Here is a 14,522-nt window from a genome sequence, read left to right as displayed (position 1 = left end):
GCCTCCTTTCAAGTAATGCTGAAGGCTAAGAAAGTCTTTTCAAACGTACTGAGGAATTTGATAACGGATTTTATGACAACTTGCGATCGCTCCCACTGACAACGCCTTGATTCTGGTGTTAGCGTCCCGCAAGTAACTGAGTGTTTACAGCAATGAGTATCGGTTTGTTTCTTTTGTTTTTCAACCTGGGTCACGTTCTCAAGTTGGGTGAACTGACTATAGAGTAAGAGTTTTAAAATGGTAATCAGGCAATTTGAAGTGTGCTGGGTTCAGGGATGGATTCACCTTCGGCAAGCCATGCTTCCAAGTACATTTCAATCACTTCTTCACCGTAAAGAATTGCTTCCTCACGAGTTTTGCCGTGAGTGCAAGGCATGACAACGCGATCGCAAAACTCTGGGATTGTGACTAGAAAAAGTTGGTCTTCATCTGACCACTGAATAACCATGCTGTATCGATTCATGAATCCTCGTCCTCCCTTAACTCTTCCCGTTCACTTAATAACTGTACTAAGGGAATTGTTGTGTTGCGCTGTTTGCCGAAATCTTTGCGATCGCCCAACGAATTTGGAGTTGAGTATCGGGGGAGAGATCGCCTCGTGATTACTCTCTCGCCCGATACTCTCATGTGCGATCGCTATTATCTGTCTTATCCCGCTCTTCCTTCTGCAACGCTGCCAAGATTTGAAAGCACCATTGCAGCAGAAAGAGCAGAAATCCTGCATTGGGATTAAGCCAAGTGGCAATACCCACTACGGCAAACTCGATTACTTTGAGCCATTTCTTTTGGTTAGAGGGCTTCATTCGCGACTCCTAAGTGCTAAGGTTTTGATACTTTTGAGATTAGGAGTTGTCAAATCGAAGAAAAATTGCCAATAAATAGAGAAGCAAATAGAAATAAATCGGTGATGAGGGCTGGCGCGGAGTGGATTCTCAGCTTAGAGCGACAGAACGACAGTTTTTAGAGGCGATCGCCCTCCAGCTAAACCTGACAGGCGATTCACTGGCGGCATTCTTGGCACGTTTTAGCCGAGAAAATGCTGATAGAGAAAATTTGACACTGGTGAGTTTTATTGCATGGAACAATAAACCAGTAGATGGCGCTCAGAAACTCCAAGATGAATTAGCGAGAATCTGCAAAGCCTTGGAGAAGAATGGTTGCCCAATTGATGGGCAGAAGACACGAGGGAGAGCGCCCAAAGGTCAAAGTCCGTGGGAGCAAGCGTATAAATGGCTCTGGGAGTCTCGTTTTCCAGAATGGCAGTATACTCAACAGCCAGTTGTAGAACAAGGAGAGACACGCGGGAACGGGCAAGCTGATATTGATGCCTTGGTTCAGCAGGTGCGATCGCGCCTCCTGCCTTTCATCACTGCCTCAGATAGTCCCATTGGCACAATGAAGATGTTGTCGGTGAATCGATCTGTGCCAGTGAACGAAATCTACATTGACCTGAATGTGTTTGAACAATTGAGTTGTTCACATTTTTCCGACTTGCGGCAGGAGTTTGACCCAAACAATCGTGAGGAGTTTGATCGCCTGGGTTTGAGCCAGGTTAAAAAGGAACGAAAGGCTGCGATCCCAGTCGTCAAAGAACACCGAAAATTGATGGTGGTAGGTAAACCGGGAGCAGGAAAGACAACGTTTCTCAAATCGTTAGCAGTCGAGTGTATTCAATCAAAGACAGAGTTATTTGCTGATTTAGTGCCGCTGTTTGTGACGTTGCGGGAGTTTGCGGAAGAGGCACGCAGAACGCAGTCCTGGAATTTGTTGGATTATTTAAGGTTGTTATTGGCAGAGCAGTGGAATGGATGCGATCGCGCCAGTGCAGAAAAGATTTTAACTCACGGACGCTCGTTGGTGTTGCTGGATGGTTTGGATGAAGTGCCTCCAGAGGATTTAGAAAATGCCATCGATGCCGTGCGGGATTTTGGGTACAAAAGCAACCGATTGGTCATCACCTGCCGAACCCAAAGCCAGCAAGAACTGGACGGTTTTACGGATGTGGAAGTAGCTGACTTTACACCGGAACAGGTCGATCGCTTTGTGGATAAGTGGTTCAAAATCGTGGATTCAGGTTCTCAGGCATCGCTTGCACCCCAGTTACAGCAGCAACTTCGAGCAGAAGAAAACAACCCTATTGCAGAACTCACGATTACACCCGTACTGCTGAATTTGATTTGTGCAGTGTTTCGGGATGAGCAAGGCAACCTACCGAAAAAACGATTTCAGCTTTATGAAAAAGGGATGCGTCATTTATTAGAGCGGCTGAAACGAACACCCATTGATGAGAGATTAACTATTGATGTCAAAGAGGAATTTTTGGCAGAACTTGCACTAACGCTATTTGAGAAAAATGACTATTTCCCAGAGCAGCAAACTTTAGAAAAGTTCATTAGAGACTACTTTGTGGTTGAGCGTTCTGTTGCTACAAGAATTTTGAAAGCGTTTGAGACAGAAACCGGACTGCTGATCGAACGCTCCGCAGGTTATTGGTCATTCTCACACCTGACTTTCCATGAATATTTTACTGCGTTAAAGGCTGATAAATTAAATCATTCAGAGATGACACAACGATTGAAGAAGTATCGTTTTGAAAAACGTTGGTATGAAGTATTTCTTCTAATTGCGGAGATCAAAGGAAATGAACAAGGATGAGTACGTGCAAGCAATGAAGCAGGAAATTGATGAATCTATTAAAGAAGATGAGAAAATTCAACATTTTCTAGTATGGTTGCATGAAAAAACAGCATCACTTGGTTCTCCCTATCAAGAATCTGCGCTAAGGGCATTCTATTGTGACATTGTTGAAGGGACAAGCGTTAATCGTGAAATATCTCGAATGCTCGACAGTAATCTCGATAAAGATATCGATGAAGTTCGAGGAATAGCCAATCAGTTCAGGGAGTTATGGGATAATGGCCAGCCTGTTGCAAGGTGGGTTTACGAGATTGAGTCAAGGGAGCCAGCATATAGCAGATTTCCTCAAATTAATTTTAAGCGCTTGGTAAATCAGGTTGACACATCGCCTGCTGTAGACATAGTAGTAGATCGAAATCTTGCGCTTGTTTGTAAGATGGAAGCGGTACAAAAAGAATATGCACGTCAAGCGATTGCTTTACTAATCCGAGAATCAGATAAGGATTTTCTGGAAAAAATGATAGATTTTACCAATATTTTTACTAGAGTTACTAAGGGAAAAGAATCAAATGTTTATTTTTATGAAGAAGATTTAAAAGAATGGAAGTCAAGGCTAACTTCCTGGTTATTTAAGTATCGAAATCTGAAGCTTGACTGGCAGTTCAGCGATGAACAGAAACAGCTGTTGAATAACTATTACGCCGCGAATAAACTATTAGTATATTGCTTAAAGGAAAGTAATGCTAGTCCAGAAGTGCAAAAGGAAATTCAAGAAACATTGTTGTTACCCATTGCTGAAATCGAAAAGCGTAAATGGCACAATGGCAAGGGCAAACTCATTTTGTCAGGAAGGATCGTTTTTTCATTCTTTACAAATTTCTTTCTTTACTGCTTTACAACTCTCTTTTTTGGCTGCTTATTAACACTAATTATCTACAGAGTTTTTGTAACTGTCTTTAAACCGATTTACCCAAATAGCGGCGGGTTATGAATTCTTTGGCAATTGCACGCACCAGAATAATCGTTACTGAAGCGAAATTTTACAGGCGGAAGGAGAAACCGCATGACCCCACTAGAACTCGCGATCGCACGCAAGTACCGAAGTCGTCAAAGTTGCGATCGCGCCCTGCATATACTTCAAGATGCCTCTGTCTCAGTAGATTCAAATCTAACTTGTCGATATACAGCATCTACGCTTAGAGAAAGTCCGACACTTTCCAGAGTGAACGTATCTCCAGACTCGTAGGGATAAAGCACCCACAAACCCTCTTCATTGCGCCTGAAGCACTCTACCCCTATCTGTTCTGACTGAATCAGCACATACTCCTGTAAAGTTTCCATCTGACGGTATCGGGCAAATTTCCCACCCCGATCAAAAGCTTCTGTAGAAGGCGAAAGCACTTCTACAATTAGACAAGGATACTGAACAAACTGATTAGAGTTTCGATCTCTAGGGTCGCAAGTCACCACCACATCAGGGTAATGATAGGGGCCATTCTCAGAGGCTTGCACCTTAACATCTGCAATATAGACTTCGCAGCCTCTCTCTTGTAAATGGCTATCTAGAGCAGTTGCTAAGTTGAGGGCGATTCGGTTGTGGGGCTTCGTCCCCCCAGTCATGGCAAAGACTTCCCCATCAATGTACTCATAGCGAATTTCTTGAATGGGTTCCCATTCCAGGTACTCTTGGGGAGTCATCTGGTTAAATTGTTGAATAGCAATCATAGTTTCTATCACTTCCCCGTAAAAGCTTTTTTGATGAGACGAGAAGCCTTAACTCAATCTTTCTCAAATTATATTTTAAAATATACCTATATAAAAATATGATTCTTACTAATTTTTAGAAAATTATCAAATTACATTTTAAGTTAATTAAACTTTGCGTAACTCTGCGTTAACCTCTGCGTACCTTTGCATTAAAAAACAAAAAAGGTGGGCAATGCCCACCCTACATAAACTAACCCTTAATACAGACAACTTGCTTCAACGTCGCCACAACTTCAACGAGATCCGCTTGATTAGCCATGACTTGCTCAATCGGCTTATAAGCACCAGGAATTTCATCCAAAACGCCCTCATCCTTGCGGCACTCTACACCATTTGTTTGCTGAATCAAATCATCCAATGTATAGACATTTTTAGCCTTATTTCGAGACATCAAACGTCCAGCGCCGTGACTGCAAGAACAGTAACTTTCAGCATTACCTTTCCCCTTAACAATGAAGGATTTTGTCCCCATTGAACCAGGAATAATGCCATAATCTTCTTCACGCGCCCGGACTGCACCTTTACGAGTCACATAGACATCTTCGCCAAAATGCACTTCTTTTTCGGCGTAGTTGTGGTGACAGTTCACTGACAGCAGAGGTTTAGTCTGCTTACCACCAGCGAGATGCTTTTCCACAATCCGCTTAAAACGCGCCATCATCACATCGCGGTTGAAACGGGCGTAGTCTTGCGCCCACTGTAAATCGTGCCAGTAGGTGGAAAATTCTGGTGTACCAGCGACAAAGTAAGCTAAGTCTGGATCGGGTAAGCGATCGCCTGCTAGTTTCGCTAGTTCCTTCGCCGTGCCAATATGGTTTTGTGCCAGCATATTGCCAATATTGCGCGAACCAGAGTGCAACATTAACCAAACAGAGTTCTCGGTATCCAGACAAACTTCTATAAAATGATTCCCGCCACCGAGAGAACCCATCTGTTTCATGGCTTTACTTTCTAGGCGTTGTACACCTGAATGTAGTTCCTTGAAATCTCGCCAACCCTGCCAGTTTAAAACTGCTTTTTCAACATCTTTATTTTCATTAAAACCAACAGGAATCGCTGCTTCTAAATCCAGACGAATTTGCTTTAGCTTTCCCTCCAATTGTTCAGCGGTAAATGGGGTTTTAATTGCCATCATCCCGCAACCAATATCCACGCCCACAGCAGCGGGCATAATTGCTTCTTTAGTAGCCACTACAGAACCCACCAAGGCACCTTTGCCAAGGTGAACATCTGGCATTAGCGCTACGTGCTTAAAAACAAATGGTAGGGATGCGACATTCTTTGCCATCTTGGTTTCATCAGAACCAAGGGCATGATTTGCCCAAGATAGCACTGGCTTTGGAGTCGAAATTTCTAACTTTTCGTAGGGCATAAACGTGTGCCAACTATAAACAAAGATCCGTATTGCCGCAAGGTTACGTCCCGTCAATAAAGCAGACTCAGATGGGATAGCTGCGGCAAAATTTGTATATTACTTTCATGCTACATATAAAATACAGTTTTGTCATCCCTAGAGACAACCCGCAGGCAGAGGTTCTGAGGTATAAGTTACATTAAGATTCGTAAAGAGGAGGTATGCTCCTCTGGTATTCACATTACCCGGATGAAATCCTATGGCGGTTGGCAAGAACTCAATCTATGAGCGCTTCTTAGCACCTGTGATTCGGATGTTCATTGATGAGAAGGGGTTACGGCGTTTTTATGAAAGCGTTGATTGGCAAAAGGAGAGCGATCGCTTCCGCAATCCCAATTTAGAATATCCTTCTTACTACAGTAGTCAAAACTTCCACGGCATAGAGGGCGGTTATCTTACCCCTGGTGCGGCAGTTTCCTACGATCCCATTACCCAGTATGTTTTGCCGCCTAACGAAGCCTGGATACGTCAAAGCTTGGTTGATGCAATTTCTGGGCAACCGCGACGGATACTGGATTTAGGTTGCGGTACAGGTTCCACAACTCTGATGTTAAAAAAGGCTTTCCCGGAAGCGGAAGTTATTGGTTTAGACTTATCGCCTTATATGCTGGTAATGTCTGAATACAAAGCCAGAAACGCTGGGGCTAATATTCAATTTCTGCATGGTAGTGCGGAAGCTACGGGGTTTCCCGATGCGTCTTTTGACTTGGTAACGGCTTCTCTGTTGTTTCACGAGACACCGCCAGAGATATCGCGTGCCATTCTGCGGGAAAGTTTCCGCTTGCTGAAGGCTGGAGGAGAGGTTTTAATACTGGATGGGAATCAGAAAACTATTCGCCAAGTTGATTGGTTGAGCGAAATTTTTGAGGAGCCTTATATTAGAGCTTACGCCGCCGATAGCGTCGATGCTTGGATGGGATCGGCAGGATTTGAAGCTGTGCAAACTCAGGATGTGTGGGCGATACACCAATTAACTAAAGGTGTTAAACCTATCGCAGTTAAGAATTCCCGGCGTACAGCGATCGCTGACATAGCTGATAATGAAGATTTGGCGGGCTTGGGTATCCCGGTTTATGGCACATTGGCATGACTTTGAAGGCAGTTCTGTTTGATTTTAACGGTGTAATTATTAAGGATGAGGCAATTCACCGGGGTCTGATTGATGAAATTCTAATTTCGGAAAATCTGCGCTCAAAACCAGGGGAATATCGGCAATTTTGTTTAGGCAGAAGCGATCGCGCCTGTCTAAAACAGATTCTCACAAATCGCGGCAGAGAAGTCAGAGACGGCTATTTAACCCAATTGGTGAACCGCAAGGCGCAAGCCTACCAGCAGGCTTTGGATAAGTTGGAAGAACTGCCAATTTATCCTGGGTTAGAGGACTTTATTCAAAAGCTGCGGCTACATGAGGTGAAACTAGCTATTGTCAGCGATGCCCTTCGTACTGAAGTAGAATTGGTGTTAAATCGCACCGGGTTACTTGAGCATTTTTCGGTTATTATTGCTGCTGACGACATCACCACCAGTAAGCCAGAACCTGATGGGTATCTCTTGGCGATAGAACGCCTCAACCTTAAAGCTTCTAATTGTCTGGCGATTGAAGATACCCCAGCCGGAATTCAAGCAGCGAGATCGGCTAGTGTGCAAGTGGTGGGAGTAGCCCATACTTACCCGTTTCATATGCTCCAGCGTTGGACTAACTGGGCTGTAGATTATTTTACCGACTTAGAAGTGGAGCGGGTGCAGCAAGTATTTTCCCGCACGACACCCCAGACAACCGCAGGTTAAAAGTAAAGTGCTAGAATAGGTAAGGCAAAAATTTAAGTTTATATTAGGGGAATTAGCTCAGTTGGTAGAGCGCTGCGATCGCACCGCAGAGGTCAGCGGTTCAAATCCGCTATTCTCCATTAACAACATCAGCTGTCGATTGACTAATTATTTGTCATCCTTGTCAAATTAGTGTCGTTTTGTCAAATTAAAGGATTTAAGCTTAGAGGAGTTTGAAAGGGAAGATGCGATCGCTTCTGTAGTAGAAGGTAAACCAGTTGTTACGGTGTGGTTAGATGTGATTTATCAGCAGGTAGTCAGCAGGTTAAGGGGGTAGAAATAATTGCAAGTTTCAAGGGTTGGCTGTTAATTTTAATCAATCTGAATGGAATCTAGGAATAGTTTAATGGTAATACTACGAAAGTAGAAAGGTTACGCTTAACTTATAAACTCTCTGATGAATCGTTTAGTTGTGTACTAAAAGAGGAATTGTAACTGTATGGCTTCAGAATTAGAAAAAGCATTTCAAGAAGACCAAGATAAATCTGCTGAAAAAACAGCGAAAGATATATTTACAAAAATAATTCAAACGAACCAATATGTGGGAGAGATTTACTCCATTAGCTACGAAACTGCCTTAGTTCAAATACACGATCATTACCGCAAGCAAGTAGGAGGAATTCCTAGCTTAAGCTTTCTCATTGCTACTCGTATTACCCCTGAAGAATCTATTGACTACAAAACTGAAGACGCATCTGTGCTGCTTTTACGTGTTATGGATGCAGCTCCACTTCCTAATGCTCCAGAAGCTGAACGGGTTAGAGTGGAAGCCGCTCAGAGAGCGAGTGGAGAAGATACACACTGGGACAGCCCAGGAATGATGGATGGACAAACTCATAATCTCTTGTCTTTTGCTGGTGTTAAGTGCAAAGTCATTGGTACTTTCTTTTTAGATCAAGCATCTGAGATGGGAGAAGTTGATTCTTTAGCGTTGCGTTTTGGCAGTGATATTTCTAATTACTATCCAAATAGAGGTTTGAAAGTTTACAAACCTAATAGCAAAGCTTTATCGCTTATAGTCAATTATCGAGAGCCAGAGCGTAAACAACACCAAACTAATCAATCAGTTATTGTAGGTAAAATACGGTACGCATCGACTAATCGTTCATTTCAGGGTGTGTCAGATGTAGAAGTTGAGCTTCTCCCAGAAGATTTACTTGGGCAAAAAACAGCTTTATTTGGTATGACTAGAACGGGGAAATCTAATACTACAAAAATCATTATTCAATCTGTTTTTAATTTAAGATTTGCAACTGAACACCCACATCGCATTGGTCAGATAGTTTTTGACCCAAATGGTGAATATGCGAATGAAAACGAACAAGATACGAATCAACAAAAAAACCCTTCAGCCATAAAGAACGTATGGAAGTCTAATACTTCTGGGAAAGAAGAAGACATTGTAACCTATGGAATTTTGCGTCATCCTAACGACCCAAAACGTAAGTTGATGCTTTTGAATTTTTTCGTTGAAGAAAATCTTCAAATAGGAAAAGAAATTATTGATGCTACGTTAGCTGGTGGGGATTCAATATACATTAAAAATTTTCGGCAGGTAGTTTTTGATCGCCCTGATGAAAATGACTACAGGGCTATGACAAGATATAAACGTCGTGTACTTGTTTACCGAGCTTTGCTAAAAAAAGCAGATTTTGACCCTCCTAACAATATTCAACCGGACACTAAAAAGTTATTTAATCAGGAACTGATATCAGCTTTAGAAAGAAGTGCAGTAATAGTAGATGATACTGGTAATAAACACGTTTTAAATGCTAATTACGAGTCAGCCGCGAAAATTCTTCAGAAGGAAAAACCTACATGGTCAGAGTTGGCAACAGCATTTGAGTATCTTTACAATTTTATGAGTGATAAAAATAGTAGATATCAGGAATTTGAGAACTGGTATATTACAGAACGCAAACAAGCATCTGGAGACCCTTGGGCAGATGAAGATTTAAAGAAACTGCTTGAAATGTTTACTCGTCCTAACGGTTCTAAGCAAATCGGCAAAGTCCGTAATCAGCACACCAGTACTACAACCACTGATTATGCAGAGGAAATATATCAACATTTGAAAGACGGGAAATTAGTAATTATTGACCAATCCAGTGGCGAACCCGATATCAATAAATCATCTGCTGATAGGTTAATGAGGCATATTTTTCGTGAAAACCAAAGCCTCTTTCGCCAAGGAGAAAAAAATATACCTGAAATAATTGTTTATTTGGAAGAAGCTCATAACCTTTTGCCAGCAGGTACAGATATGGATTTGAAAGATGTCTGGGTACGCACGGCAAAAGAGGGAGCAAAATATCACATTGGCATGGTATATGCTACTCAAGAAGTTAGTAGTATCCAAAAGAATATTCTCAAGAATACAGCAAACTGGTTTATTGGACATCTTAATAATACAGACGAGACTAGAGAACTCCGTAAATACTATGACTTTGAAGATTTTGAGTCATCAATACGTCGCGCTCAAGACAAAGGATTTCTTCGAGTTAAAACACTAAGTAATCTTTTTGTTATTCCAGTACAAATTAAAAAGTTTGAGGTATAGACAGTGCCATACGAAGGAGAATTCGCCCAATATAAACCTTTACGCCGTCTTGTAGAAAGTGAACGTGTTCAAAAGTTACTTGGTAGCTACAAAGTTAGAACTCCATCTGATAACACTAACTCTCTACACATACTCCAGCCAATAGAAATTAAACCAGGCGATTGGATACCAGAATTATTGATAGCAATTGATGGGAGTCATGCCGAAGTAGATATAAAAAATGGCTTTCCTGGTGCAGAAGCTTCCTATGTAACAGTAGCTTCGGTAATTTTGGACGTTGCCAAGATGCAAAAGCTTGACCAACAGCGCCCCGTAAATCCTAAAGAATTTAAAACTATAGAAAAAGCAGAGTCTATCGATTGTGCTTTACCAGGTTGTAATGTGATTTGTGAAGGTGAGAAATCAGCTAAAGACTCATTGAGAAAATCAATATTTGAAATTTTGAGTTCAGTAAAGATGTCCGAAGATGGGGAATCTTTACTAGATACTTATGAGGCTCTTTTAAAGTATAAACCCATAACAGATAGGACTCAAAAATGTCCTTACGAAGATTGTCCACAAAACAATGATTATTTGCGAGGGGATGGTCAATATACTTGCTCATGTGAACTAGCACGTTCTTTATATTCTACTGATGCTTTACGCATACATGAAAGGATGAATCCTGCTGGTACTAATGGTTCTATATTTGGTGAAATAATGCAAGTCTGGGAACGATTGTGGATGGTACATATTTTAAGAACATTAGAGTATAAAAAATGGCTTTCTAGTTTACGTAGGTTAGCAATTATCTTAGATGGTCAATTAGCTGTCTTTGGACAACCAGCATGGATTAGTCAAGCTATATATCAGGAATTATGCCGAATTAATACTGTAGCCAAGCAATTTACGGATGGAAAAGATATTCTTATCCTTGGAGTAGAAAAAACAGGAACCTTTGTAGAACATTTTGAAAATTTGGACAAAAAAGAAAATGGTGGGTTTGGAAACTTTCCGTCTCAATCAGTTGGATTATTAACAGACTCATACATTAAACAAAATATTATTTTTTCGGATAGCACAAGACCTTATGGTGATGCTACTTACTTTGGGCGCAAGCTTTTTTATAAAACTAAGTGTGGAGCGCGTCTTGTAGTAACTTTACCTTTTCTAGCTCCTCAACATAGAGATTTAACTCAAGCTGAACAATCTCTTTATCCACGTCTTGCAGATGCGATAGGACTTCTAGATAAGTTGGTTTCTTCTCGTTTCCCTAATGCACTGGTTCCTTTAGTTTCAGCAAATGCAGAAGCTGCTATTCCTCTCCGTCTTGGCAATAAAGTTTTAGAAAAGCTTGCACAAGAACTTATGGCGGACAGTGGAAAATGATTAGTAAAGCTACCGATAAACTCAGCTTAAGTACAGCCATAGGTAGATGGTCTGGTTTAGGCCCATACTACGCTATGTTTCCTAAAGAGTTTGCATTTCATGTTGTTGAAAAGTATTCAAAACTAGGAGATGCAATTATAGACCCATTCGCAGGTCGTGCATCAAGTGTTTATGCAGCAGCAGCGATGGAACGCTCAGGTGTTGGTATTGAAATCAATCCTGTCGGTTGGCTTTATGGTTTTGTAAAACTGAAACCTGCATTAAAAGTTAATGTAATTAAAAAAATTAAAAATCTCGGTAATTTAGCTAGTTCTATTGAAACGCAACGATTAGAGGCTCTGCCTGAGTTTTTTCATTTTTGTTATTCGCCAAAGGTATTGAGTTATTTATTGACGGCTCGTGATGAACTTTGTTGGAAGAGTAGTAGAGTTGATGCAACGCTCATGTCTATAATATTAGTCCACTTACATGGAAGGAGAGATCAATCACTATCAAATCAGATGCGCCAAGGCAAATCTATGAGTCCAGATTATTCAATAAATTGGTGGAAAACAAAGCAGTTAACACCTCCAGATATAGATCCAGTTGAGTATTTACTAAAACGTGTCGAATGGCGTTATGCTAAAGGAATTCCTAACTTGATAAATGGCAAGGTTATACTAGGAGATAGTACATTGTTAATTGATAAGCTAAAAAATAAAGTTTCGGGCAGTATACAAAAACCTTTTAATCTTCTATTTACATCTCCTCCATATTACAAGCTAACCAATTACCACTATGACCAATGGCTACGTTTGTGGATGCTTGGTGGTTCAGATACGCCTGTTTGGATTAGTGATAAATGGCAAAATCGATTTGAATCTAAAAGTGCATATTGTGAACTATTAGAACAAGTATTTAGCCAATGTGCTGAAATTATGGATAGCAAAGCAACAGTATATGTCAGAACTGATGCTAGGGATTTTACCAAACAAACTACATTGGAAGTATTGCGTGAAGTATTCCCAGAAAAATCTATTCAAATAGTGTCTCAACCATATAAAAAGAATACCCAAACAGCTTTATTTGGTGATAAATCAAAAAAACCTGGTGAAATTGATATTATTATGCAGTCTTGAGATATTTAGTAAGGTTTTTGCAAGTCAGCCATATTTTTAAACGGCATAAAACACCTCTAACACCAACCATCCGCCCACAAAGCCGGAATCTTAAACCTTGCCCCACAGTTGGGACATTCAGAAAGTAAACTTAGCTGGTGGCGATCGCACGGTTCAAGCAAACTCTCGATAATTTATAGCTTCAGTTTCGCCTCATGTGAGAGTTCCGTCACAATTCCAGAGGCATCAGCATTATCTGTCGCCATATTTTAACAATAGTGTGTAATTGCAACATAGTGCCATTACACTGATAGCGACAAACAATTTGTCAAAGATGATCATAATCTTTATTTCTAAACTTGGACATATAATTTGGCAATTTTCTGAAATACGACACTTAATTTGTCAATAAAACCCAAACGAGGGTAGATATAGTAAAATAGCCTGTAACCTTTGTATAGTAATGGTTACAGGCTTAAATTTATTTATATCAAATAATTTGGTAACACAACAAATAATTAGTCAATCGACAGGCGTTACTGTGTCCGAAGTAATTAGCGCTAACATTGAGCCAATGTTATTGGAGGATACATTATGGCTCAAGTGTCAGTCGCTACTCTCCTGCTACTAGGGTTCAGCCTGTTCGCTACTGCAACCCGCGCCCAAGAGCATACTGCTATAACTCGTCTGGTTATGCGCGATCGCACCATTACCATCACTTCAGATTCAAACGGGTTGCTATACTCAGTTAGCACACAGGATGGTACTGTGCTTAATGCCAATCTCAGAGAAGAACAGTTACAAGCAAAGTATCCTGATGTGTATGAGAATGTTCGCCCAGCCATCGCCAGTGACAAAGTGACGGATAGTGTTATCCCTTGGGCTGGGATGTAGTCCTTTCTTAGATTGGCAGAACCTATACAGAGATAGCCCCAGTCCTTTAAAGTGGACTGGGGCTATCTATTAGGGCTAAAAGGGTTTAGTCTTAAAGCTTAGTAGCGGTTAGAGAAATTGCTATTTCTCCGACCACCGCCACCACCACCACCAAAGGATGAACCTCGGTCTTCGCGGGGCTTAGCTTTATTAACTTTCAGGTCGCGACCCATCCATTCAGCGCCATCAAGCGCTTCAATGGCTGCGGTTTCTTCAGCATCCGTACTCATTTCCACAAAAGCAAAGCCGCGCATGCGACCTGTTTCGCGGTCAGTAGGTAGCTGAACCCGCTTGACACTACCGTATTCTGCAAAAACACCACTGAGGTCTTCTTGTGTGACTTCGTAGGAAAGATTGCCTACATAAATTGACATAGATTTTCTCCAAAATCAAAGCTTTGTAGAGATTTAGATTTCGGAGACAAGCCTGTCAAAACTAAAAGGAAAATGCCTGTCAATTCTAAAAACAAACGCTGCTACCGAACTTATTCTCACCTACGATACTAGCACAGTCTAGAGCTATGGGTGGGAGAGCTAAAAAAACGTTACAAAACGCAACATTTAGGATGATGAAGTGGAACAAAGCGATCGCCTGATACTATATCTAGATTGGTAAATCCTCGCCAGTACACGATTTCAGGATTTTAACTGTGGCAAATCCATATACCCAATCGTGTTGAGAGTTGGGCGATCGCGTGTCACAACTGGCTCCGAAAGAGATAAAGCCGAGGTTAGTTACAAGCCTCAACAAGAAAGAGAATGGGGCAGTTGACTTAAAACCCCCTAAATGCCAAAAATTGATTTAAAACAGATAAAACCTTTTGCTAGACTGACTTGTAGCGTTATATATTTATTGGTATAATAATATTTAGCATGGTCAGAAATCATATTTAAGCGACAGTTATTACAGATTTTTACAG

General features: G+C 41.1%; 14 protein-coding genes and 1 tRNA gene. 9 read left to right on the top strand and 6 right to left on the bottom strand.

Features of this window, described 5'->3' with window-relative positions:
• Positions 1 to 8: 8 nt before the first annotated feature.
• From H6F74_RS15390 to H6F74_RS15380, 3 genes are all read right to left on the bottom strand, one after another.
• Entirely contained in the window at positions 9 to 194 is a 186-nt protein-coding gene (locus tag H6F74_RS15390) for a hypothetical protein (RefSeq protein ID WP_190442589.1), read from the bottom strand.
• 50 nt (positions 195 to 244) lie between these two features.
• Complete coding sequence (locus tag H6F74_RS15385; RefSeq protein ID WP_190442587.1) at positions 245 to 463, bottom strand: type II toxin-antitoxin system HicB family antitoxin; 219 nt, start codon at positions 461 to 463, stop codon at positions 245 to 247.
• 160 nt (positions 464 to 623) lie between these two features.
• The gene (locus tag H6F74_RS15380) at positions 624 to 803 is read right to left on the bottom strand and encodes a hypothetical protein (protein WP_190442585.1); all 180 of its coding nucleotides are present in this window, start codon (positions 801 to 803) and stop codon (positions 624 to 626) included.
• Positions 804 to 924: 121 nt separating this feature from the next.
• Between H6F74_RS15380 and H6F74_RS31045 the strand changes: the two genes are divergently transcribed.
• Both H6F74_RS31045 and H6F74_RS15370 read left to right on the top strand, forming a co-directional pair.
• Positions 925 to 2,655, top strand: a complete 1,731-nt coding sequence (locus H6F74_RS31045) for an NACHT domain-containing protein (RefSeq protein WP_190442583.1) — start codon at positions 925 to 927, stop codon at positions 2,653 to 2,655.
• A complete protein-coding gene (locus H6F74_RS15370; RefSeq protein ID WP_190442581.1) occupies positions 2,642 to 3,628 on the top strand; it encodes a hypothetical protein in 987 nt (328 codons plus the stop codon). Before H6F74_RS31045 ends, H6F74_RS15370 begins: the two co-directional genes overlap by 14 nt.
• A gap of 146 nt (positions 3,629 to 3,774) precedes the next feature.
• Here H6F74_RS15370 and H6F74_RS15365 read toward each other — a convergent pair whose 3' ends face one another.
• On the bottom strand, positions 3,775 to 4,362 hold the full coding sequence (locus H6F74_RS15365) for a Uma2 family endonuclease (RefSeq protein WP_190442578.1): 588 nt from the start codon (positions 4,360 to 4,362) through the stop codon (positions 3,775 to 3,777).
• Positions 4,363 to 4,594: 232 nt separating this feature from the next.
• On the bottom strand, positions 4,595 to 5,776 hold the full coding sequence (locus H6F74_RS15360; protein WP_190442576.1) for an RtcB family protein: 1,182 nt from the start codon (positions 5,774 to 5,776) through the stop codon (positions 4,595 to 4,597).
• A gap of 241 nt (positions 5,777 to 6,017) precedes the next feature.
• On the opposite strand from H6F74_RS15360, the gene H6F74_RS15355 reads away from it, so the two are divergent.
• The 7 genes from H6F74_RS15355 (at position 6,018) to H6F74_RS15325 (ending at position 13,564) form a co-directional block, all read left to right on the top strand.
• Complete coding sequence (locus H6F74_RS15355) at positions 6,018 to 6,908, top strand: class I SAM-dependent methyltransferase (protein WP_190442575.1); 891 nt, start codon at positions 6,018 to 6,020, stop codon at positions 6,906 to 6,908.
• Positions 6,905 to 7,606 carry an HAD family phosphatase gene (locus H6F74_RS15350; protein WP_190442573.1) on the top strand — a complete coding sequence of 234 codons (702 nt, stop codon included), beginning with the start codon at positions 6,905 to 6,907 and terminating at the stop codon, positions 7,604 to 7,606. The genes H6F74_RS15355 and H6F74_RS15350 overlap by 4 nt, the downstream gene beginning before the upstream one ends.
• Positions 7,607 to 7,652: 46 nt before the next feature.
• A tRNA-Ala gene (locus tag H6F74_RS15345) sits at positions 7,653 to 7,725 on the top strand.
• 359 nt (positions 7,726 to 8,084) lie between these two features.
• Positions 8,085 to 10,205, top strand: a complete 2,121-nt coding sequence (locus tag H6F74_RS15340; RefSeq protein WP_190442570.1) for a DUF87 domain-containing protein — start codon at positions 8,085 to 8,087, stop codon at positions 10,203 to 10,205.
• A 3-nt stretch (positions 10,206 to 10,208) separates the two neighbouring features.
• On the top strand, positions 10,209 to 11,573 hold the full coding sequence (locus H6F74_RS15335; RefSeq protein ID WP_190442562.1) for a DNA double-strand break repair nuclease NurA: 1,365 nt from the start codon (positions 10,209 to 10,211) through the stop codon (positions 11,571 to 11,573).
• Positions 11,570 to 12,691, top strand: a complete 1,122-nt coding sequence (locus H6F74_RS15330; RefSeq protein ID WP_190442561.1) for a DNA methyltransferase — start codon at positions 11,570 to 11,572, stop codon at positions 12,689 to 12,691. The genes H6F74_RS15335 and H6F74_RS15330 overlap by 4 nt, the downstream gene beginning before the upstream one ends.
• Positions 12,692 to 13,264: 573 nt before the next feature.
• Positions 13,265 to 13,564, top strand: a complete 300-nt coding sequence (locus tag H6F74_RS15325) for a hypothetical protein (protein WP_190442559.1) — start codon at positions 13,265 to 13,267, stop codon at positions 13,562 to 13,564.
• A 98-nt stretch (positions 13,565 to 13,662) separates the two neighbouring features.
• On the opposite strand, the gene H6F74_RS15320 is transcribed toward H6F74_RS15325, so the two are convergent.
• Entirely contained in the window at positions 13,663 to 13,977 is a 315-nt protein-coding gene (locus H6F74_RS15320) for an RNA-binding protein (RefSeq protein ID WP_190442557.1), read from the bottom strand.
• Positions 13,978 to 14,522 lie beyond the last annotated feature (545 nt).

It is taken from the genome of Trichocoleus sp. FACHB-90, assembly GCF_014695505.1.
Classification (GTDB): Bacteria; Cyanobacteriota; Cyanobacteriia; order Cyanobacteriales; family FACHB-T130; genus Funiculus; species Funiculus sociatus.
The sequence above is the reverse complement of the archived record's forward strand: the minus strand, read 5'-3'. Positions and strand labels throughout refer to the sequence as shown.

Excerpts from the sequence above, each read along its gene's own strand:
- H6F74_RS15385 (WP_190442587.1), bottom strand. The coding sequence starts at position 463 with ATGAATCGATACAGCATGGTTATTCAGTGGTCAGATGAAGACCAACTT.
- H6F74_RS15380 (WP_190442585.1), bottom strand. The coding sequence starts at position 803 with ATGAAGCCCTCTAACCAAAAGAAATGGCTCAAAGTAATCGAGTTTGCC.
- H6F74_RS15370 (WP_190442581.1), top strand. The coding sequence starts at position 2,642 with ATGAACAAGGATGAGTACGTGCAAGCAATGAAGCAGGAAATTGATGAA.
- H6F74_RS15365 (WP_190442578.1), bottom strand. The coding sequence starts at position 4,362 with ATGATTGCTATTCAACAATTTAACCAGATGACTCCCCAAGAGTACCTG.
- H6F74_RS15360 (WP_190442576.1), bottom strand. The coding sequence starts at position 5,776 with ATGCCCTACGAAAAGTTAGAAATTTCGACTCCAAAGCCAGTGCTATCT.
- H6F74_RS15355 (WP_190442575.1), top strand. The coding sequence starts at position 6,018 with ATGGCGGTTGGCAAGAACTCAATCTATGAGCGCTTCTTAGCACCTGTG.
- H6F74_RS15350 (WP_190442573.1), top strand. The coding sequence starts at position 6,905 with ATGACTTTGAAGGCAGTTCTGTTTGATTTTAACGGTGTAATTATTAAG.
- H6F74_RS15340 (WP_190442570.1), top strand. The coding sequence starts at position 8,085 with ATGGCTTCAGAATTAGAAAAAGCATTTCAAGAAGACCAAGATAAATCT.
- H6F74_RS15330 (WP_190442561.1), top strand. The coding sequence starts at position 11,570 with ATGATTAGTAAAGCTACCGATAAACTCAGCTTAAGTACAGCCATAGGT.
- H6F74_RS15325 (WP_190442559.1), top strand. The coding sequence starts at position 13,265 with ATGGCTCAAGTGTCAGTCGCTACTCTCCTGCTACTAGGGTTCAGCCTG.
- H6F74_RS15320 (WP_190442557.1), bottom strand. The coding sequence starts at position 13,977 with ATGTCAATTTATGTAGGCAATCTTTCCTACGAAGTCACACAAGAAGAC.